Origin of the sequence: Gordonia sp. i37 (genome assembly GCF_002043085.1) — a bacterium.
GTDB lineage: Bacteria > Actinomycetota > Actinomycetes > Mycobacteriales > Mycobacteriaceae > Gordonia > Gordonia polyisoprenivorans.
Genome location: NZ_MVPX01000349.1, coordinates 1 through 21,405 on the forward strand (window position 1 = coordinate 1; position 21,405 = coordinate 21,405).

The 21,405-nt window shown below is 67.2% G+C and carries 17 protein-coding genes and 1 pseudogene; 10 read left to right on the top strand and 8 right to left on the bottom strand.

What is annotated here, in order from left to right; all coding sequences use genetic code 11:
- Window positions 1-417 (top strand): HNH endonuclease signature motif containing protein (locus B1964_RS16900; RefSeq protein ID WP_139765772.1); only part of this gene is annotated, 417 nt, incomplete at its 5' end.
- A gap of 241 nt (window positions 418-658) precedes the next feature.
- Here the strand turns inward: B1964_RS16900 and B1964_RS16905 are convergent.
- From B1964_RS16905 to B1964_RS16925, 5 genes are all read right to left on the bottom strand, one after another.
- Window positions 659-1,666: a Gfo/Idh/MocA family oxidoreductase gene (locus B1964_RS16905; RefSeq protein WP_079930592.1), complete on the bottom strand. Its 1,008-nt coding sequence runs from the start codon at window positions 1,664-1,666 to the stop codon at window positions 659-661.
- On the bottom strand, window positions 1,663-2,697 hold the full coding sequence (locus tag B1964_RS16910; protein WP_079930593.1) for a Gfo/Idh/MocA family oxidoreductase: 1,035 nt from the start codon (window positions 2,695-2,697) through the stop codon (window positions 1,663-1,665). Before B1964_RS16910 ends, B1964_RS16905 begins: the two co-directional genes overlap by 4 nt.
- Before the next feature lie 39 nt (window positions 2,698-2,736).
- Entirely contained in the window at window positions 2,737-3,975 is a 1,239-nt protein-coding gene (locus tag B1964_RS16915) for a substrate-binding domain-containing protein (protein WP_079930594.1), read from the bottom strand.
- Window positions 3,976-4,099: 124 nt separating this feature from the next.
- A complete protein-coding gene (locus B1964_RS16920) occupies window positions 4,100-5,542 on the bottom strand; it encodes an MFS transporter (RefSeq protein ID WP_079930595.1) in 1,443 nt (480 codons plus the stop codon).
- Window positions 5,497-6,723 (bottom strand): Gfo/Idh/MocA family oxidoreductase, encoded by a 1,227-nt coding sequence (locus B1964_RS16925; protein WP_079930605.1) that lies wholly within the window; start codon window positions 6,721-6,723, stop codon window positions 5,497-5,499. Before B1964_RS16925 ends, B1964_RS16920 begins: the two co-directional genes overlap by 46 nt.
- Before the next feature lie 170 nt (window positions 6,724-6,893).
- Between B1964_RS16925 and iolC the strand changes: the two genes are divergently transcribed.
- The 8 genes from iolC (at window position 6,894) to B1964_RS16965 (ending at window position 16,286) form a co-directional block, all read left to right on the top strand.
- The gene (gene iolC / locus B1964_RS16930; RefSeq protein ID WP_079930596.1) at window positions 6,894-7,895 is read left to right on the top strand and encodes a 5-dehydro-2-deoxygluconokinase; all 1,002 of its coding nucleotides are present in this window, start codon (window positions 6,894-6,896) and stop codon (window positions 7,893-7,895) included.
- Complete coding sequence (locus tag B1964_RS16935) at window positions 7,888-8,814, top strand: aldolase (protein WP_079930597.1); 927 nt, start codon at window positions 7,888-7,890, stop codon at window positions 8,812-8,814. Before iolC ends, B1964_RS16935 begins: the two co-directional genes overlap by 8 nt.
- Window positions 8,815-8,823: 9 nt before the next feature.
- The gene (gene iolB, locus B1964_RS16940) at window positions 8,824-9,687 is read left to right on the top strand and encodes a 5-deoxy-glucuronate isomerase (RefSeq protein WP_079930598.1); all 864 of its coding nucleotides are present in this window, start codon (window positions 8,824-8,826) and stop codon (window positions 9,685-9,687) included.
- A 30-nt stretch (window positions 9,688-9,717) separates the two neighbouring features.
- Window positions 9,718-11,760: a 3D-(3,5/4)-trihydroxycyclohexane-1,2-dione acylhydrolase (decyclizing) gene (gene iolD, locus B1964_RS16945; RefSeq protein WP_079930599.1), complete on the top strand. Its 2,043-nt coding sequence runs from the start codon at window positions 9,718-9,720 to the stop codon at window positions 11,758-11,760.
- Window positions 11,760-12,665, top strand: coding sequence for a sugar phosphate isomerase/epimerase (locus tag B1964_RS16950; RefSeq protein WP_020170502.1), 906 nt, complete (start codon window positions 11,760-11,762; stop codon window positions 12,663-12,665). The genes iolD and B1964_RS16950 overlap by 1 nt, the downstream gene beginning before the upstream one ends.
- Window positions 12,666-12,716: 51 nt before the next feature.
- On the top strand, window positions 12,717-13,775 hold the full coding sequence (locus B1964_RS16955) for a Gfo/Idh/MocA family oxidoreductase (RefSeq protein ID WP_079930600.1): 1,059 nt from the start codon (window positions 12,717-12,719) through the stop codon (window positions 13,773-13,775).
- A gap of 3 nt (window positions 13,776-13,778) precedes the next feature.
- Window positions 13,779-14,654 (top strand): sugar phosphate isomerase/epimerase family protein, encoded by an 876-nt coding sequence (locus tag B1964_RS16960; RefSeq protein ID WP_014360907.1) that lies wholly within the window; start codon window positions 13,779-13,781, stop codon window positions 14,652-14,654.
- Window positions 14,655-14,753: 99 nt separating this feature from the next.
- Window positions 14,754-16,286 (top strand): CoA-acylating methylmalonate-semialdehyde dehydrogenase, encoded by a 1,533-nt coding sequence (locus B1964_RS16965; RefSeq protein ID WP_079930601.1) that lies wholly within the window; start codon window positions 14,754-14,756, stop codon window positions 16,284-16,286.
- Window positions 16,287-16,743: 457 nt separating this feature from the next.
- On the opposite strand, the gene B1964_RS16970 is transcribed toward B1964_RS16965, so the two are convergent.
- The gene (locus B1964_RS16970) at window positions 16,744-17,784 is read right to left on the bottom strand and encodes a LacI family DNA-binding transcriptional regulator (protein WP_079930602.1); all 1,041 of its coding nucleotides are present in this window, start codon (window positions 17,782-17,784) and stop codon (window positions 16,744-16,746) included.
- A gap of 108 nt (window positions 17,785-17,892) precedes the next feature.
- On the opposite strand from B1964_RS16970, the pseudogene B1964_RS16975 reads away from it, so the two are divergent.
- Window positions 17,893-19,309, top strand: a pseudogene (locus B1964_RS16975) (sugar porter family MFS transporter).
- 113 nt (window positions 19,310-19,422) lie between these two features.
- Here the strand turns inward: B1964_RS16975 and B1964_RS16980 are convergent.
- Together B1964_RS16980 and B1964_RS16985 are read right to left on the bottom strand one after the other, a co-directional pair.
- On the bottom strand, window positions 19,423-20,442 hold the full coding sequence (locus B1964_RS16980; RefSeq protein WP_172398875.1) for a Gfo/Idh/MocA family oxidoreductase: 1,020 nt from the start codon (window positions 20,440-20,442) through the stop codon (window positions 19,423-19,425).
- 42 nt (window positions 20,443-20,484) lie between these two features.
- The gene (locus B1964_RS16985) at window positions 20,485-21,366 is read right to left on the bottom strand and encodes a LysR family transcriptional regulator (protein ID WP_014360912.1); all 882 of its coding nucleotides are present in this window, start codon (window positions 21,364-21,366) and stop codon (window positions 20,485-20,487) included.
- Window positions 21,367-21,405: the final 39 nt, after the last annotated feature.

The window sequence follows — 21,405 nt, forward strand, 5'->3', positions numbered from 1 at the left end:
CACTACCCCGAATCCGCACGCACGGCTGGTCCGTTGATCCCGCAGATCTCCGACCGCGCGCAAGCCCCACCGGCCGATCCGACCGGACACGGCGGTCACACCGTGCCACCACCTGGGGCATTGACCTATGCCCCCAGCGCCACACTGCGCGCTGAGGTGCTCGCCAACGACGCCTGGTGCCGATACCCCTACTGCGGGATGCCCTCACACCTGTGCGACCTCGACCACTGGCAACCCTTCAACCACACCAACCCCGAAGCCGGAGGCTGGACAGTACTCGGCGACCTCATCCCACTCTGCCGGGCCGATCACCAACGCAAACACCTCGCCGAATGGGTACCAACGCTCTACACCGATCGGCGGGTGCAGTGGCGGAACCGACGGACGGGGCAGGTGATCGTCACCTACCCACGGTGACGGTGTTTCGCGGTGGGATGGAACCAGCTGTGACTCACCGGGTCTCGAGGCTGCTCGCTGGCGCTCGTCGCACCTGACCACCAGAAAACGGCTCCTCGACGACCAGAAAAAGACACCTCGACCACCAGAGAATGGCTCCTCGACCACCAGAAAAAGACATCTCGATCACCGGTGAAAGGGACACCTCGACCGCCGGGAAGGGCCTCGACCATCGAGGGGAAAGGTATCTGAGTTGCCCGGGCTATGCCCCGATGGTCTCGCGATCGTAGGCCACCGGAACCACTTGCCCATTGTGGGTCATCGATTCGATGACGGCTTCGGCGACGATCGCGGCGCGTAAGCCGTCCTCGGCGGTTGCCAGGCGCGGGGTTCGACCGGTTTCCAGGGCGCGGACCCATTCGCAGAGTTGCTCACGGTAGGCATCGGCGTAGCGCGGACGCCAGTCAGCGGGGTAGGCGAGCGATCGGGCGCGCTCGCGGTCGGTGACCACGGTGGAGGGCAAGGTCAGCGCGGCAACGCCCTCCTCCCCGACCACCTCGCACCGGGTGTCGTATCCGTACTGCGCGTTGAGGAATACCTCCACGGTGATGAGTATGTCGGATTCGGTGCGCATCACCAGGATCTGCGGATCGATGCGACGACCGGCGTGCCGCGAGGAGCGTCCGGCGTGCCAACTCACCTCGGCGATCGGCGAACCGATCAGCCATGGCATCACATCGAGTTCGTGGATGGCCGAGTTGGTCACCGTCGACGCCGAATCACCGTCGGGATGGGCCTCGACCGTACGGCTCACACAATGCGCGACGAGCACCTCGCCGAGTTCGCCCGAGGTGACGCTGCGTCGCAGGTCCACATACGAGGGGTCGAATCTGCGCATGAATCCGACGCTGATCAGGGAACGGCCACTGCGCTTCTCGGCCGCGCACACCGAGCGTGACTCGGCGACCGTCGGCGCGAGCGGCTTCTCACACAGCACCGGCTTGCCCGCATCGATCGCCGCGAGGGTCAGCGCAGCGTGGGTCGAATCGTGCGAGGCGATGATGACGGCGTCGACGTCGTCGGCGGCGATCAGAGCCTGCGCGTCGTCCACCACGCGGGCGGAACGCAACTGCGCAGCAACCGTATTCGCCGACGCAGCGTTCACGTCGGCGATCGCGGTGACCTCCGCGCCGTTGACATAGCGATCGAGGGTATGGGCGTGATCGGCGCCCATGACGCCGACGCCGATGATGCCGATACGAATGGTCATGCGTGCTGCTCCCCGGGGAAAACGATGTCGAGACGTGCGCGGATGGCGTCCATGGTGGTCAGGGTCGAGATCACGTCGTCGAGCGGGTGGAGGGTGGATTCGCGGTTGCCCGAGACAATCTCACGGGCGGCGTCGGCCGCCGAGTAGTGCAGCCCGTCCTCATGGCCGCCGTGTTCCTCGTCGTGTCGCAGTACACCGCCGTCGCGCAGACGCACCTCGAACGGTCCCGGCTGATAGAAGGGCCCGGGAATCCGCACCTGTCCATCGACTCCGCAGATCGCCGCCGATGTCGGGGTGTCGGAGAGGATGGTGGTGTTGAGCACCGCCTGCGCACCGTCGACGTTGCCGAGCACCGCCGAGATCTGGCCGTTGAGTTCGGCATTCGCCGGGGTACCGAGGGCGGCGATGTCGGTGGGGGCGCCGAGGACCCAGTGCGCGAAGACCACCGGGTAGGAGCCGAGATCGAGCATCGGACCGCCGGCCAGGGCCGGATCGTAGATGCGGTGATCTGTGGTGAAGTACTCGCCGTGGTCGGCCATCACCGTGCGGATCTCACCGAGCATCCCGGAGTCGAGTACCTGCCGCAGGACATCGAACTTGGGCAGGAATCGCGACCACATCGCCTCACCGGCGAACAACCCTGTTCGCGTGGACTTCTCGGCGATCTCACGCGCCTGCTCGGCGTTGATGCCCAGCGGTTTCTCCACCAAGACGTGCTTTCCGGCGTCCAACGCGGCGAGTGCGCCGGGCCGGTGCTCGGTGTGCGGGGTGCACACGTAGACGATGTCGACCGACGGGTCGGCGAGCAGCGACTCGTACGACCCGTGATGAGCGGCGATCCCGAAGCTCCGCGCGAACTCCTCGGCGCGGTCGGCCGATCGCGAACCGACGGCAACGACCTCTTGGGAGGTGTGTTTCTGCAACGCCGCAACGAACCTCGAGGCGATCCACCCGGGGCCGAGGATGCCCCAGCGCATGGCGGGTGCCGACCGGGGGTCGGGGGTACGGGCAGCGGGAAGATGCACGGGCACAGGTGTCCTTTCCGACAACGATGCGAGAAGTGTTGGGAATCAGCCGATCCGGTAGACGTGTTTGCCGACCTCACGGGCCTTGCGGGCCCAGTCGTCGCCGAGATCGCCTGGCAGTGCCACGAGTACGGCGTCGATGTCGGGATCCTCGAGCAGATCCTCATACAGTCCGTAGCTGGCCATGATTCCGAGCCGATCGGCAATGCGCCACGCCGTCAACGTCGATGCGCTGGCAACGACCTCGATGGACCCGGTCAGCAGCCCCGGGGTACCCAGCGCCCGCTGCACCTCATCGCCGAGGTCGTCGAGCATCAGTCCCCACCGGCGCCGGGCCGGAACGTCGGGGCGCTCCGGGGTGGGTGCCACCGCGATCTCCTTGACCGCGGCCGTCGTCGACCGGACCACCAGTTGCGGTTCCAGGGCCACCTCGCCATGGAATCCGCAAGCAGCAGAAGCCACCTCGACACCGGCCAGGATGCGGCCGAGGGCCTCGATCGCGGCGTCGGCGAGACCAGGCACGTCCTGACGGACCGTCGTCAACTCCACGCCCTCAACACCGGCGAGATGTCCGTCGTCGTAGCCCACCACCGACATCTCGGCCGGGATCTCCACCCCCTGCGCGCGCATGACGTCGACGAAACCGAACGCCATCCGATCGTTGGCGAGGAAGACCGCGGTCGGCCGTGGCAGTCGTTCCAGGATCTCGTGGGCCACCCGGGCCCCGGCCTCTTCGGTGTAGTCGCCGCGCAGGATCTGGCAATGCTGCTGCAGTCCGGCCGCGGTCATTGCACCGATGTAGCCGCGCTGCCGCTCCGCGGCGCAGGGGTGGTCGCCGCCGCCGATGTGGACGATCGCGTTGTGCCCCAGATCGATCAGGTGCTGCACCGCCAGATGGGCGCCCTGCCATTCGTCGGTGCCGACGGTCACGCGGCCCAACCCGGGGACACGCTCGCCGATGACCACCGAGGCCGCCGGGAGGTCGAGATCGTCGTCATGGGTGGCGCCGATGACGATGATGCCGTCGCAGCCCATGCCGACCAGATCGGTGACGGCGCGTCGGCGGGTCCGTGCACGCCCGTGCCCGCTCAGCGCGAGGCGATACGACGACTGTCCGGGCGTGACCGCACGCCGGTCGGCCGCGGCATAGAGCGCGTCGACGAGGTCGGCCTCGAACGGGTTGGAGGCGTCGAACACGACGCCGACCAGCGCACACCCGACTGCTGCATCGACCGACCGGTCCGGCGTCGTACTCGACGACGGCGACTCCACGCTGCTGGTCATGGGGTGATCCTCTGGTTGGGGGCGAACGAATCGGCCGAAAAGCCGCACCGGCGTCGTTGATTCACTGTCGATGTAAGTCGGATCACATCCAAAAGTCAATACTTTGTCCGGACATACTGAGAAATCAGCGAGTGCCGAGTGCGTGCGCACCCACCCGCGAGGGCAGAGCGCTCGCGCCGACCGCGCAGACCACCATCACGACGGCCAGAATCACGAAGACCGCGGAATACGCCCCGGCCGGGAGCACCGCTGCCGTCGTGCCGAGCAGTGCGATCGCCATCGACGCCAGCGCAACACCGAAGGCATTGCCCAGTTCCTGCACGGCAGCGTGCAGGGCATTCGCGTCACCGAGTCGCACTTCCCCCACGTCGGCGAAGGCGAGCGTGTTGTACGCGGAGAAACCGATCGACCGCAGCATCCCGGACACCACCAGCACGAGCGCCAGCAGCCACGCCGGCGTCGCTGCACCGACCGCGGCCAACACCACGAACGTCACCACCGACGCCGCCGACACCACCAGGAGAACGCGGCGGATTCCCCAGCGGCGCATCAACGGTGTGGTCAGGGGTTTGATGACGACGTTGCCGGCGAAAAGCGCGGTCACCATCGCGCCGGCCGTCACCGGCGACCAGCCGAAATGCACCTGCAGCATCAGCGGCACCACGAAGGGCACCGCGCTGATCGCAAGCCGGTACGCCGTGCCGTATCCGATCACCGAGGCGAAGGAATGTACGCGCAGCACAGCGAGATTCAGCAACGGATCGCGCGCCGAACGCAGATGTACGACGGTGCCGACGCCGACGACAATGGCCACCACCAGCCCTGCCACGACGATCACCCAGCGCACCGGCGTCGCGGAGAGCACCTCCGCCACGGTCATCGCCGCACCGACCGCCACCATCGTGCCCAACACCCCGACCACATCGAGCCGACGAATCGGCCGCCCAACGTCGGGTCGCAGAATACGCAGTGCGGCAACGACTCCGATGATGCCGATCGGAATGTTGAGGACGAAGATGACCTGCCAGGAGGCGTGCTCGACGATCAGCCCGCCCAGCAGCGGTGCCACCACCGGCGCAACGAGCGCAGGCCAGGTCAGGTAGGCGATCGCCCGCGCCACATGCCCCACCGACACCGCCCGCAGAACCGCGAGCCGCCCGATCGGCACCATCATCGCCCCACCGGCCGCCTGGACCACCCGCATCCCGATCAGCACCGGAAGTGACGGCGCCAGAGCACATCCCACCGACGCGAGGGTGAACACCACCAGTGCGAGCACGAACACCCGGCGCACACCGAAGCGCTCGGCGATCCAACTGCTCAACGGGATGAGCACCGCCAACGTGATCAGGTAGGCGGTGACCACCCCGGCCGCATCGAGCGCCCCCACGCCGAAGCCCGCGGCAATGGACGGCAGGGCCGTGACGACGATGGTGGCATCGAGGATCTCCATGAACATCGCGCCCGCACCGAGCAGTGCCAACGCGCGCGGAAAATCCCCACTCGGCTGCGGTGGTGAGGTCACGAGGCGCTCGAGACCGCCTCCACCGGTGCGGGCGAGACCCATCGCCCCTCGCGCACCGAGGCCGTCATGGCGTCGAGCGCCTCGGCGGCACGCACCGCGTCGTCGATGGTGGCACCCGGCCCCACCTGGGCGAGTGCGTCGGGGCCGGCGATGGCCGCGGCGAATCGGGCGGCCTCGATCACCTTGAGATCGTCGTAACCCATGGCGTTGGCCGAGCCCGGCTGGAAGGCGCCGTACTGTCCGTGGCCGGGGCCCACGAACAGCGTCGACACCGACAGATCCTGGATCACCCGGGACGCGCCGCTGCGCCCGATCTCGAGTTCACCCATGCGGCGATAGTCCCACCGCACGATTCCGGTGGTGCCGTGGATCTCGAATCCGTACGAATTCTGCTCGCCCACCGACACCCGACTCGCCTCCAGGACGCACCGCGCGCCCGAGGTCATCCGCAACTGCGCCGACAGGTAATCCTCGTTCTCCACCGGCCCGCGCACACCCCCGGTGGCCAGCTGGTGGCCCGACGTCGCGCCGGTCGGCTCGGGCCGGGTGTCGATGAAGATCGCGGTGTCGGCGATGAGTGAGTCGATACCGCCGAGGAGATACCAGACGAGGTCGACGCCGTGCGAGGCGAGATCACCGAGGACCCCGTTGCCGCCGCGTTCACGCTGAAAGCGCCAGCTCAGCGCGCCGTCGGGATGGGCGGCGTAATCGCTGAAGAACCGGAAACGCGCGTGGGTGACCTCGCCGATCTCCCCGGCTGCCACGATCTCCCGTGCCAACGCGACCGCGGGAGCGTTGCGATAGTTGAACCCGACCGCGGTGCTCACCCCGGCCCGGTGCGCCGCGTCGGCGACGGCACGGGCGTCGGCCGACGACAGCCCGACTGGCTTCTCGATCCATAGGTGCTTGCCGGACTCGACCACCGCGCAACCGATTTCGCAGTGCAGAAAGTTCGGTGCGGTCACACTCACCCCGGCGATCGCGGGATCGGCCACGAGGTCGCGCCAGTCGGTGACGCCACGTGCGTCGAACTGTTGCCCCGCCGCGTCGGCCCGCCCGGGCACGTCGTCGGCGATGGCCACCAACCGGGGTGCCGGGCGCAGCTGCGGATAGTGGTGCGCCACTCGGGCGTACGCCTGCGCGTGGGCTCGGCCCATCCAGCCGAAACCGATGATCCCCACCGGCAATTCGGCGGAGGACCCGGACACTGCACTCGTCGTCATGGGAATCCCTTCCTGGTTGCTGCATTCGGCACCGCACTCGTGGCGGCTGTGATCCGCGCCACCCACTATGCCAGGTCAGAATGTCAGGACAAAGTCTTGACATTGCTCTGTGGTGTGCCGCACAGTGGAGGAGCGAACACCGCGAACGACTTACGAGCAGGGAGCAGTCCGTGACCACAGCCCGACCAACACCCGTCTTCGACGTGCTGGCGATCGGCCGCAGCGGCGTCGACATCTATCCGCAGCAGATCGGCGTCGGCCTCGAGGAGGTCACCAGCTTCGGTAAGTTCCTCGGCGGCAGCGCAGCCAACGTGACCGTCGCGGCCGCCCGGCTCGGACACTCCGCGGCTCTGATCTCCGGCGTGGGCGACGACCCGTTCGGCCGCTTCGTCCGTGCCGAGCTGGCCCGACTCGGCGTCGACAACCGCTTCGTCGGCGTCGACGACGTGTACGCGACACCGGTGACGTTCTGCGAGATCTACCCGCCCGACGACTTCCCCCTGTACTTCTATCGCAAGCCCACCGCCCCCGACCTGCAGGTCGCCGTCGCCGATATCGACACCGTCGCCGTCGCCGATGCTCGACTGTACTGGTCGACGGTGACCGGACTGTCCGAAGAGCCCTCGCGCAGCGCACATTTCGCGGCATGGGAGGCTCGGGCCCGTCGACCGCTGACGGTGCTCGATCTCGATTACCGCCCGATGTTCTGGGAGTCACCGGCCGCGGCCACCGAGCAGGTGCAGCGCGCACTGACCGAGGTGACCGTCGCGGTGGGCAACCGCGAGGAGTGCGAGGTCGCCGTCGGTGAGACCGATCCGCACAAGGCTGCCGACGCACTGCTCGACCTCGGTGTCGAACTCGCGATCGTCAAGCAGGGACCGCGCGGAGTGCTCGGCAAGACGCGTCACGAGACCGTCGAGGTCGCCCCGCTCCCGGTCGACGTCGTCAACGGACTCGGCGCCGGTGACAGTTTCGGTGGCTCGCTGTGCCACGGACTGCTCTCGGAGTGGCCACTGGAGAAGATCCTGCTGCACGCCAACGCCGCCGGCGCGATCGTCGCCGGTCGCCTCGAATGTTCCACTGCCATGCCCACCGCCGACGAGGTCGCCGCGTTCGCTGCCACCGCAGCATCCACCGGCACCGACAACGCCCAGGAGAGCCTCCATGCCTGAACTCGCCACCACGATCACCCCGACCGACCTGCTCACCGAGTTGCCCACCTGCACCTCCTACGCCGAGGTGACCGCCGTCCGCGCACAGCGCCCCGAGATCATCGGACAGGCCTGGGCTCGCCGGCGTCGGCGCGACACCGTCAACGGTGACGAGCGGCTGATGATCGTCGCCGCCGATCACCCGGCCCGCGGCGCGCTGTCGGTGGGCAAGAACCCGACCGCCATGAACAGCCGTACCGATCTGTTGGACCGCCTGCGCGTCGCGCTGGCCAACCCCGGCGTCGACGGCGTCCTCGCCACCTCCGACATTCTCGAGGATCTGCTGCTTCTCGGGGCGCTCGAGGACAAGGTGGTGTTCTCGTCGATGAACCGTGGCGGACTGGCCGGCTCCTCGTTCGAACTCGACGACCGGATGACCGCGGCCACCGCCTCCTGGACCGTCGAGGCCGGCCTCAACGGCGCAAAGATGCTCTGCCGCATCGATCTCGACGATCCCGGCACCCTGAACATGTTGACCTCGTGCGCCGCCGCGGTCGACGAACTCGCCGCGGGCGAGGTGATCGCGATGCTCGAGCCGTTCATGTCCCAACGGATCGAGGGCAAGGTCCGCAACGACCTGAGCGCCGATGCAGTGATCAAGTCGATGCACATCATCCAGGGCATCGGCTCGACGTCGGCCTACACCTGGCTGAAGTTGCCGGTCGTCGACGAGATGGAGCGCGTCATGGACGCCACCACGATGCCGACGCTGCTCCTCGGTGGCGACCCGCAGACCGCGCCCGAAGAGACCTTCGCGAGTTGGGAACGGGCACTGGCGATTCCATCCGTTCGCGGACTCATCGTCGGCCGCACCCTGCTGTATCCGTCCGACGACGACGTCGCCACCGCGGTCGACACCGCCGTGAACCTGGTGAGCTGAGGCAACACCATGAACAGCAAGTACTACATCCCGGCCGGCAGCGCCGCCGCGCCGCTGAGTGTCGACGTGACGCCGGAGTCCGCCGGTTGGAGCGAATCCTCGCTCTGGGTGGCGCAATTGGGTCCGGGTGACTCGATCACGCGCAGCTCCGGGCCCGACGAGATCATCGTGATCCCGCTGTCCGGCTCGGCCGTGGTGGCCTGCGACGGAAGACAGTTCGAGCTCGAGGGTCGCCAGAGCGTCTTCGACGGGCCGAGTGACTTCGCCTACGTCGGCCGGGACTCGGAGTTCACCGTGACCAGTGCCGACGGTGGCCGATTCGCACTGTGCGGCGCACGGGCGTCGACGACGCTGCCGTTCCGGTACGGTCCGAGGGCCGGTGTGCCGGTGGAGCTTCGCGGTGCGGGCAACTGTAGCCGGCAGGTCCACAACTTCGGCACCGCCGACGTGTTCGAGGCCGACTCGATCATCGCCTGCGAGGTCATCACCCCGAGCGGCAACTGGTCGAGCTACCCCGCGCACAAGCATGACGAGAACTCCGAGGTCGAATCGCAGCTCGAGGAGATCTACTACTTCGAGTTCAGTCAGATAACCGGTTTCGGCTATCACCGGGTGTACGGAACGCCCGAGCGCCCCATCGAGGTGCTCGAGGAGGTCCGCTCGGGTGACGTCGTCCTCGTACCGCACGGCTATCACGGACCGTCGATCGCCGCTCCCGGCTATCACATGTACTACCTCAACGTGATGGCCGGACCGGGCCCCGAACGGGCCTGGAAGATCTGTGACGATCCCGCCCACACCTGGCTGCGCGGCAGCTGGGAACATCAGGAGATCGATCCGCGTCTCCCGCTGCACGACAACAACTCCCACTGACCACCACCCACCACTGAGAAAGAAGTCATCGTGGCACCGATCAACCAGGGGCGCGCCGGCGGCGTGACCGGCGTCCGCACCCCGCACGGTGAACCGACCGTCCGGCTGACCGTCGCGCAGGCGACCGTGCGCTTCTTGGCCAACCAGTACGTCGAGCGTGACGGCGAGCGGTCGAAGTTCTTCGCCGGCTGTTTCGGCATCTTCGGTCACGGCAACGTCGCCGGACTCGGACAGGCGTTGCTGCAGAACGAGATTGACGACGTCGATGCCGGGCGCGAGCTGTCGCTGAAGTACGTGCTCGGACGTAACGAGCAGGCGATGGTGCATTCGGCCGTCGGCTATGCCCGGATGAAGGATCGTCTGCAGTCGTGGGCCGTGACCGCCTCGGTCGGACCCGGTGCCACCAACATGCTCACCGGCGCCGCACTGGCCACCATCAACCGGATTCCGGTGCTACTCCTGCCGGCCGACACCTTTGCCACGCGCGCCACCTCCCCGGTGCTGCAGGAGCTGGAGCTGCCCTCGTCGGGTGATGTCACCGTCAACGATGCGTTCAAGCCGGTCTCGCGGTACTTCGACCGCGTGTGGCGGCCGGAGCAGCTGGCCGGCGCGTTACTCGGCGCAATGCGAGTGCTGACCGACCCGGTGGAGACCGGCGCCGCGACCGTCGCCATCCCGCAGGACGTGCAGGCCGAGGCGTTCGACTTCCCCGAATCGCTGTTCGCCGAACGCACCTGGCATGTGGCGCGTCCGCTGCCCGAACGTCGCGTGATCGCCGAGGCAGCCGAGATCATCCGCTCGGCACGCCGACCGCTGATCGTCGCCGGTGGCGGGGTCATCTACTCCGGTGCCACCGAGGCGCTCGCCGACTTCTGTTCGCGCACCGGCATTCCGGTCGGCCAGAGCCAGGCCGGCAAGGGCTCGCTGCCCTATGACCACCCACAGTCGGTGGGTGCCATCGGCTCCACCGGCACCACCGCCGCCAACGCGCTCGCCGCCGACGCCGACGTCGTCATCGGGATCGGCACGCGCTACAGCGATTTCACGACCGCCTCGCGTACCGCGTTCACCGGCGAGGGCGTGCGTTTCGTCAACATCAATGTCGCATCCCTGGATTCGGTCAAGCATGCCGGCTACAGCGTCGTCGCCGACGCCCGGGAGGCCATCGAGACGCTCGACGAGCTGCTGGCCGATCACCGCGTCGAGCAGTCCTACCGTGACCGGGTCGCCGAGCTCGCCGCCGAGTGGGATCGCATCGTCGACGACGCGTACTCCCCCACCGCCGTCGGCGTCAACGTCGCCACCGGCGAGGAGGCGCTGACCCAGGGCTCGGTCATCGGTCTGGTCAACGAGACCTCCGATCCGCGCGACGTGGTGGTGTGTGCCGCCGGATCGATGCCCGGCGATCTGCACAAGTTGTGGCGGACCCGCGATGCCAAGGGCTATCACGTCGAATACGGGTATTCCTGCATGGGATACGAGGTCGCCGGTGGTCTCGGCGTCAAGATGGCCTGCCCGGACCGCGACGTGTTCGTCATGGTCGGCGATGGTTCGTATCTGATGATGGCCACCGAATTGGTGACCGCCGTCCAAGAGAACCTGAAGGTCATCGTGGTGCTCGTGCAGAATCATGGCTTCGCCTCCATCGGCTCGCTCTCGGAGTCGTTGGGGTCGCAGCGATTCGGCACCGACTACCGCTATCGCGGTGAGAGCGGACGCCTCAACGGGTCCACGCTTCCGATCGACCTGGCGGCCAACGCCGCATCCCTGGGCGCCGACGTCATCCGTGCCGGCACCGCCGCCGAATTCGCCGACGCCATCAAGACCGCGAAGGCCGCCGACCGCACCACCGTCATCCACGTCGAGACCGATCCGCTGATCGGTGCCCCCGACAGTGAATCCTGGTGGGACGTACCGGTATCGGAGACCTCGACCCTGGAATCCACCCAGCAGGCCTACGGCGTCTACGAGCAGTGGAAAGCCGTCCAGCGCCCCTATCTCGCCCCCACCACGCCGGCCGACTCCCCTGCGCCGTCGAACAATCCCGCCCCGTCGAACAATGGACTTCAGTGATGTCGAAGATCCTCGTCGGTTCCGCCCCCGACTCGTGGGGCGTCTGGTTCCCCGACGATCCGCAGCAGACCCCCTACACCCGCTTCCTCGACGAGGTCGCCGCGTCGGGTTATGAGTGGATCGAGTTGGGCCCGTTCGGTTATCTGCCCACCGATCCGCAGCAGTTGCGCGACGAGCTCGGCAGTCGCGGGCTGAAGCTCTCGGCCGGCACGGTCTTCGAGCATCTGCACCAGGACGATTCGTGGGATGCGGTGTGGACTCAGATCGAGGATGTCGCCAAGTTGACCGCAGCCGTCGGCGGCAAGCACGTCGTCGTCATCCCGGAGATGTGGCGCGACCCGGCCACCGGCGAGGTGCTCGAGGATCGCACGCTCACCGATGAGCAGTGGCGCAAGAAGACCCAGGGCATGAACGAACTGGGCAAGGCGATGTTCGAGAAGTACGGTGTGCGAGCGCAATACCACCCGCATGCCGACTCCCACGTCGACACCGAGGAGAACATCTACCGGTTCCTGGAGAACACCGACCAGCAGTTCGTGAACCTGTGCCTGGACACCGGTCACGTCAGCTACTGCGGAGGCGACAACATCGCCATCATCAACGCCCACCCCGACCGCATCGGGTACCTGCACCTCAAGCAGGTCGACGAGCAGGTTCGGGCCAAGGTCGCCGCCGATGACCTGCCGTTCGGCGAGGCGGTCCGCCTGGGCGCGATGACCGAACCGCCGCGTGGCATCCCGGAGATGCCGCCGCTGCTCGAGGCCGTCGCCGCTCTCGACATCGACATCTTCGGCATCGTCGAGCAGGACATGTACCCCTGCAGTCCCGATGCCCCGCTGCCCATCGCCCAGCGCACCCAGAAGTATCTGGGATCGTGCGGTGTGCCGGCCGTCCGTTTCAGCTGATTCTCTCTCCCTCCAACTTATTTCACCCCGAACTATTTCACGGAGTACACCATGACCGACTTGCGTATCGCCGTCCTGGGCGTCGGGATGATGGGTGCCGACCACGTCGCCCGCATCACCGAACGCATCAAGGGCGCCACCGTCAACGTCCTCAACGACTACTTCCCGGAGAAGGCCGAGGAACTCGCGGCGACGATTCCGGGCTGCCGGGTGATCAACGATCCGCTCGACGCGATCGCCGATCCCGATGTCGACGCCGTCATCCTCGCCACCCCCGGTCCCACCCACGAGAAGCAGTTGCTGGCGTGCCTCGAGGCCCGCAAGCCGGTGATGTGCGAGAAGCCGCTGACCACCGATGTGGCCACCTCCCTGGAGGTCGTCAAGCGGGAAGCGGAGTTGGGGCGCAAGCTGATCCAGGTCGGGTTCATGCGGCGCTTCGATCACGAATACGAGCAGCTGAAGTCGCTCATCGACGACGGCACCTTCGGGCAGCTGCTGGTGGCGCATTGCGTGCACCGCAACCCGATGGTCCCACCGGGTTTCGACTCGGCGATGATCGTCAAGGATTCGATCGTCCACGAGGTCGACGTCACCCGGTTCCTGTTCGACGAGGAGATCGTCTCGGTGCAGATCATCGCGCCGGGTTCCAATCCGCAGGCGCCCGAGGGCCTCAAGGACCCGCAGATCGCGATCTTCCGTACCGCGTCGGGTCGCCACATCGACGTCGAGTGCTTCGTCACCACCGGTGTCGCCTACGAGGTGCGCACCGAGGTCGTCGGTGAATTCGGTTCTGCCTTCATCGGTCTCGACCAGGGCGGCGTGGTGCGCAAGCAGCGCAACCCCGTGCAGTCCAGTGCCGGAGGAAGGAAGGTTGCGGGGATCTGGGGCGGCGATATCACGCCGTCGTTCGTGGAGCGCTTCGGCGCCGCCTACGATGCCGAGATCCAGCGGTGGGTCAACGCCGTCAAGGCCGGCATCAACGTCGACGGCCCCGGTGCGTGGGACGGTTATGCCGCGGCCGCGGTGTGCGCGGCGGGTGTCAAGGCTCTCGAGACCGGCGAGATCGTCACCGTCGACATGGTCGACCGCGCATCGATTGCGGGGGCCTGATCCATGAAGGTCGCCCTCGATCCCACGCCGTTCCATCATTCCCATTCGCTGCTCGAATTGCCGGGCGTGGTTGCCGATCTCGGGTACGAGTACCTGCAGCTGACCCCGCACGTCGACATGATCCCGTTCTTCAATCATCCCAAGGCCGACGACGATCTCGTCGCGAGGTTTCGCCGGGCGTGCAAGGACGCCGGCGTCGGAATCGCTTCGGTGCTACCGGTATTGCGGTGGTCCGGGCCCGACGAGGACGCCCGCGAGGCGGCCGTGCGCTACTGGAAACGCGCCATCCAGATCACCGTCGATCTGGGCGTGAACGTGATGAACACCGAGTTCTCCGGTCGTCCGGAGAAGCCGGAGGAGTCCGAGCGGGCCTTCTACCGGTCGATGGAGGAACTCGTGCCGATCATCGAACGTGAGGGCATCGACGTCCGGATCGATCCGCACCCAGATGATTTCGTGGAGGACGGGTTGGCCGCGATCCGCATGATCCGCGGGATCAACTCGAAGAACTTCGGTTTGGTCTACGTCGCCTGCCACAGCTTCCACATGGGCGGCAACATGCGGGAGATCATGACGACCGCCGGTGACATGCTTCGCCTGGTGCACGTGGCCGACACCATGGATCATCATGCCTCACACGGGCTTCGCTACATCACCAACCCGCCCGGTAACGCCGTACGCGTGCACCAGCACCTCAAGATCGGCGACGGCGACGTCAATTGGGACGAGTTCTTCGGCACACTCGGCGAGATCGGCTTCTACGACCGCGACGACTCGGTCATGGTGTCGAGTGTGTTCGCCGAGAACGAGAACGCCGACGAGGTGTCCCGCTACCAGCTCGCCACGATGAACGACTACGTCGCCAAATTCCGTCCCTGACCCCGTTCACCGACATACCCCGCTCACTGCCCACACACCAAGTCCCCCACTGATTTCGGCGTCGCGTGACAGCACGCGACGCAGAACAGGAGTACCTCCATGTCCACCACCGTCTCCCACTGGGCCAACAACAAGCCCTACCCGGGTACCTCGAATGCCACTGCGCCGGTGACGAATCCGGCGACCGGTCAGGTCACCGGGCAGGTCGCGTTGGCCAATGTCGCCGACGCCCGCGCGGTGATCGACGCCGCCGCGGCGGCGTTCCCCGCCTGGCGTGACACCTCGCTGGCCAAGCGCACCTCGATCCTGTTCCGCTTCCGGGAACTGCTCAACGAGCGCAAGGGCGAGCTGGCTCAGATCATCACCGCCGAACACGGCAAAGTCCTCTCCGACGCCCTCGGCGAGATCTCCCGCGGCCAGGAAGTCGTCGAATTCGCCTGCGGCATCCCGCACCTGCTCAAGGGCGGATTCACCGAAAACGCCTCCACCAAGGTCGACGTCTTCAACATCCGCCAACCCCTCGGACCCATCGGCATCATCTCCCCCTTCAACTTCCCCGCAATGGTCCCCATGTGGTTCTTCCCCATCGCCATCGCCGCCGGCAACACCGTGGTCCTCAAACCCTCCGAAAAAGACCCCACCGCCTCGATCTGGCTGGCCGAACTCTGGAAAGAAGCCGGACTGCCCGACGGCGTGTTCAACGTCCTACAAGGCGACAAGACCGCCGTCGACGAACTCCTCACCAACCCGTCGATCAAATCCATCAGCTTCGTCGGCTCCACCCCGATCGCCCAATACGTCTACGCCACCGGCACCGCCGCGGGTAAACGCGTCCAAGCCCTCGGCGGCGCGAAGAACCACGCCATCATTCTCCCGGATGCCGACCTCGATCTCGCCGCCGACGCCATGGTCAACGCCGGCTTCGGCTCCGCAGGCGAACGCTGCATGGCCATCTCGGTCGCCGTCGCCGTCGGCGACATCGCCGACGAACTGGTCGCCAAGATCACCGAACGCGCCCGAACCATCACCACCGGTGACGGCACCAAGAACTCCGACATGGGACCGCTGGTCACCGCCGCCCACCGCGACAAGGTCGCCTCCTACGTCGACGCCGGCGAACAAGCCGGCGCGACCGTCGTTCTCGATGGCCGTGGTGTCGACGCGGACGGTGGGGCCGATGGATTCTGGTTGGGGCCCACCCTGTTCGACAACGTCACCCCCGACATGAGCATCTACACCGACGAAATCTTCGGACCCGTCCTGTCGGTCGTGCGCGTCGACTCCTACGACCAAGCCCTCGAGCTGATCAACTCCAACCCCTACGGCAACGGCACCGCCATCTTCACCAACGACGGCGGCGCCGCCCGACGCTTCCAGAACGAAGTCGAAGTCGGCATGGTCGGCATCAACGTCCCCATCCCCGTCCCCATGGCCTACTACAGCTTCGGCGGCTGGAAAGCCTCCCTCTTCGGAGACACCCACGCCCACGGCACCGAAGGCATCCACTTCTTCACCCGCGCCAAAGCCATCACCAGCCGCTGGCTCGACCCCAACGGTCGAGAACTTCGGCCCGCTCGCTCCGCTCCCGGCGCCGCCGGCGGACTCAACCTCGGCTTCCCCCAGAACGCCTGAGATCACCTCCCCGGAGGATCACGCCTGTGCGATGAGTCGGCGTACGGCGGCTACCTGAGTCGACGCATCCACACCCGGGAATCCCGCTCGCGGCACGCCCCCGCTGCGAGCGGGATTCTCTGTGTGGTGGTCCGGAACCAGCATCACGGCAAGCGGTCTCGAGGCTCGGCGCATGCGCCTCACACCTCGACCATCGGAAGGGGACACCACCCCGATCGAGGGGACCGCCCCTCACCTTTCCCGATCGGAACAACGCGTCACCTTTCCCCGATGGTCGAGGTGCCGAGGAGCGCCAGCGACGAGGCCTCGAGACCCCCGCTGCGAGCGGGATTCTCTGTGTGGTGGTCCGGAACCAGCACCACGGCAAGCGGTCTCGAGGCTCGGCGCACGCGCCTCGCACCTCGACCACCGGTCCGGTTGGGGGCGACCATCCGGGGGGCTCAGCGACCACCCGGCACTACCGCTGCTCGCGGGGTGGAGCCGTCGTGCCGCGCACTTTCAGCGAGGGCTCGAGCACGACGTCGTCGCCGCCGTCGGACTGGTCGGTGAGCATTGCGACGGCGAGATCGACTGCGGTGGTGGCCATTCCCATTGCGTCCTGGTGGATCGTGGTCAGATCGATCCGGGGGTTGTCGGACAGCAGGCTGTCGTCGTAGCCGACGAGCGAGATGTCGCCGGGGACGTCGACACCGGCTCGGGTGAACACGTCGAGCAGCCCGAGGGCACAGCGGTCGTTGCCGGCGAGGATGGCTGTCGGTAGCCTGCTGCGCTCCAGGAGTTCTCGTGCTGCGCGCGCACCCGCGTCCTCGCTGTGCGCACCGGCCACGATCGCGATGTGCCCAGAGCGCCCGTGCCGTTGCATCGCCGTGCGGTAGCCGAGAGTTCGGTCGCCGGCCCCCGGCCCGTCACCGCCGTCGACGTGCAGGATGTCCCGGTGCCCCAGTCCCACAAGATAATCCACGGCCTGCGCCATACCGAGATGGTCGTCGGTGCGTACTGTGGCGACCCCACCCGAGCCCAGAACGTCCTCGGCCAGGGACCGGCCCACCACCACCATCGGCGCGCGTGCGGCCACCGGGAGCAACTCGGCGCCGTCGGTGTGCGGCCCCAGCACGATCAGGGCACCGCAGCGGTGATCGATCAGCCGCTCGAGCGAGGACACCTCCGAGCGCTCCGGCAGGTTCGCCGTCAACAACACGTCGTGGTTCAGCGCCTCGGCCGCCGGATACATGTGGGTGACGAGCTCGGACTGGAACAACTGCGACATGTCGACCAGCACGCCGAGAGTGCGGCTCCGACCCCGGGCGAGCATCCGGGCGACCGAGTCGGGACGGTAACCCAACTCCTCGGCGACGGCGAGCACGCGCTGCTGCGTCTCCTCCCCCGCACCAGGCTTGCCGGCCAGGATGAACGAGACCAAAGTGCGCGACACGCCGGCGCGTTCGGCCACGTCGGCCATGGTCGGTCGCCGACGCCGGGACCCTGCAGTGGTCGTCATGACTAACCCCGTTTCCGAGTGACGCTTGACACAATCGCTTTGTCAGGACATAGTACTACTCACACGCGTTAGTAACGCGCGTTAGTTCCCCAGGAAATCGAGGTTTCCATGTCTACGACGACATCAGCCGCTTCCAACAGGCGGTTTCTCACCAAGCTCACCGTCATCGCCACTCTCGGCGGACTGCTCTTCGGCTACGACACCGGAGTGATCTCCGGTGCGCTGCTCTACATGAAAGACGATCTCCACCTCTCGGCCTTCGGCGAAGCCACCGTCGTCAGCGCCCTACTCTTCCCCGGCGCCGCCTTCGGCGCACTGTTCGGCGGCCGCGTGGCCGACCGGCTCGGGCGCAAGCGCACGCTGCTGCTGTGGCGGCCTGGTCTTCCTGGTCGGCGCCGTCGGCTGCGCCCTCGCCCCGAATGTGGCGATCATGGTCATCGCCCGCATCATCCTCGGCCTCGGCGTCGGCGCCGCGGCGGTCACCTGCCCCCTCTATCTGGCCGAGATGGCGCCCGCCGAGCGTCGTGGCCGGATGGTCACCATCAACGAGCTGATGATCGTCACCGGTCAGATGTTGGCCTTCGCCATGAACGCGCTGCTCGACCACATCGTCACCGACCCGCACGTGTGGCGCGTCATGCTCGCCGTCGCCGCGGTGCCCGCGGTCGCACTGTTGCTGGGCATGCTCGCCCTGCCCGACTCGCCGCGCTGGTACGCCCTCAAGGGCCGCCTCGATGAGTCACGAAACGTCCTGGGCCGCAGCCGTACACCCGACGAGGCCGACGCCGAGTACGCGACCATCGTCGATCACATCACGCACATGCGCGGTGGCCGCACCCCGCTGTCGGTGGTGCGCGACGTGCCGTGGATTCGACGGATCGTGCTGATCGGTTGCGGGCTGGCCATCATCCAGCAGGCAACCGGCATCAACACCGTGAACTACTACGCACCGACGATCCTCGAGCAGAGCGGACTGGGCGTCAGCGCCGCACTCATCGCGACCATCGCGGTCGGCGTCACCTCGGTGGTCACCACCATCATCGGCATCATCCTGCTGGGCTACATCGGCCGCCGCACCATGCTGCTGATCGGCTTCTCGGGCGTCGCGATCACCCAGGCCGCCCTCGCCCTGGCATTCCTGCTGCCGCAGACGACCTCACGCAGCTACATCATCCTCGCGTGCATGGTGGCCTTCGTCGCCTTCGTGCAGATGTTCATCGGCACCTGCGTGTGGCTGCTGCTCTCGGAGATCTTCCCGCTCAGCGTCCGCGGCTTCGCGATGGGCATCGCGGTCTTCGTCCTCTGGTGCACCAACGCGCTGATCTCGTTCCTGTTCCCGGTGCTCAACTCGGCACTCGGCTCGACCGGAACCTTCGGACTGTTCGTCTTGGTCAATCTCGCCTCGCTGGCCTTCGTGTACCGATCGGTGCCGGAGACCAAGGGCATCACCCTCGAAGGCCTCGAGGAGCACCTCGAAGCCCATCACGACAGCCGCAGCCCGGCCGCGGTGACCGCAGCAGCCTGACCGCAGGCACGGCACGACAACCGAACACCGACGAACCCCGTGGGCGAGACCATTCGGTCTCGCCCACGGGGTTCGGTCGTCAGAGATGCAGGGTCGTCAGAGATGCAGGGTCGTCAGAGGTGTACGAGGACCCCTTCGTCGGCGCTGCGTCGTGCGGCGTCGAGCACCTCGAGCACCGCAATTCCCTCCGACGCCGGGACAGGCTGGGGCGCACCGTGATCCACCGCTGCGGCGAATCGCCGATAGTACTCGTCGGCACGCCCCTGCGCCGACGGGACCGTCCGGGCGCCGTCGGCGGTGTGCAGCGTCCCGAGCCGGTCGGGACGTTCGAATCCCCACCCCGCCGGATCGTCGGCCGGCCGCTTGCCCGCGAGGATCTGCTCGGTCTGCGCGTCGGTGCCGTCGCTGAGGTATGCGCCACGCGAACCGTAGAGCCGCCACTGTCGCGACACGACGTGGTTGAGCTTGCTCGAGGTCACCGTGGAGAAGGCGCCGCTGCGGTGGGTCATCGCCACGCTGAATCCACAGTCGGTCCGACCGGCCGGCAGATCCACCCGGTCGAGGTGGGCGTACACCGACTCGACCGGTCCCAGCAGGGTGAGCATCTGATCGACGAGGTGTGCGCCGATGTCGCGCAACAGTCCACCCGTGGGGCCTGCGTCGAGTCCGGCGGCCTCGTCGAGGTCGTAGCGCGACTCGACCCGCCAGAGGTCACCGAGTTCGGGCAGCACACCGGTGACGGTCGCGAAATCGGCGTCGAAGCGGCGATTGTGAAACACACTCAGCAGCACACCGGCTCTCGCCGCCGCCCGCTCCAGTTCCCGACCGCCGTCGGCATCCGGCGCGAAGGGCTTGTCGGCCACCACGTGCACGCCCCGCGACACCGCCTCGAGCACCAGGTCACGGCGCGTCTGCGGCGGCGTGGTGATGGTCACCGCGTCCACGCCGGCATCGAGCAGATCGCCGAGTGAGTCGAAGACCGCAACTCCCGGGAGGTCCGTTGCCACCTCGCGACGGCGGTCGTGGTTGCCGGTGACCACCCCGGCCAGCTCGATCTCCGGCACCGCCTGGATATAGGGCGCATGGAAGATCCGTCCACCCGCGCCGTAACCGACCAATCCCAGTCTCACCATCGTCTCCACTTCATTTGTCCGGACATTGGTACAAATGTAGAGTCAGGCGGTCCGCGTCGTCACCTCCCGGACGATGTCGAGGACCGCCCGGGCGGCCGTCGACGGCGAGCGCACCGAGGAGTGCGCGATCGAGACAACCCAGTCGAGATCACGGTCGGTGCAGGGCACCCCCACCGCTCCGGCGTGGTCGTGGGCGACGCTCCAGGGCACCAATGTCACCCCGAAATCGTTGAGCGCCAACCGGATACCGAACTCTTGATCGGCCACCTCGATCACCGATCGGCGATGCGGGAGCCACTTGTCGGTCACCGCGCGGGTGCCCCAGCCGGGCGGGTAGTCGATGGTGCGTTCGGCGGCGAGATCCGCGGCCGCGAAGCCGCCGGCCCGAACCAGCCGGTGGTCGGGGTGGGCCACGAGCACCAGAGGCTCTCGGGCCAGCCGGTACACGGTGATGCCGGGGATCTCCTGATCCGGACCGCCGAGCAGTGCCAGATCCAGCGTTCCGTCGCGCAGCCCGCGGATGTTGCCCTGACTGCCCTGCGGATTCTGCCTCATCGCGATCGCGACACCCGGATGCCGCCGATGCACCGCCCCGAACGCCTCCGCGAGATCGATGGTGACGATGTTGACCAAGGCACCCACCGCGACATCACCGCGGATGTCCCCGCGCAGCGCCGCGAGGGCGTCGACGATCTCGGCGCGCGCCCGGACCGCGGCTCGAGCGGGTTCGACGACGGCGCGCCCGGCCTCGGTGAGCACCAGCGTGGTCGGGGTGCGATCGAAGAGTTGCGCGCCGACCTCGCGCTCGAGTTTGGCCACCGACGTCGACACCGCCGACTGCACGACCTGCATCGACCGTGCCGCAGCGGTGAAGGTGCCATGCTCACAGCACGCGAGGAAGTAGTCGAGTTGCCGCAGTTCCATCGTGATCGCCCTCTCACTCCCCCGCCGACCTGGCCATCA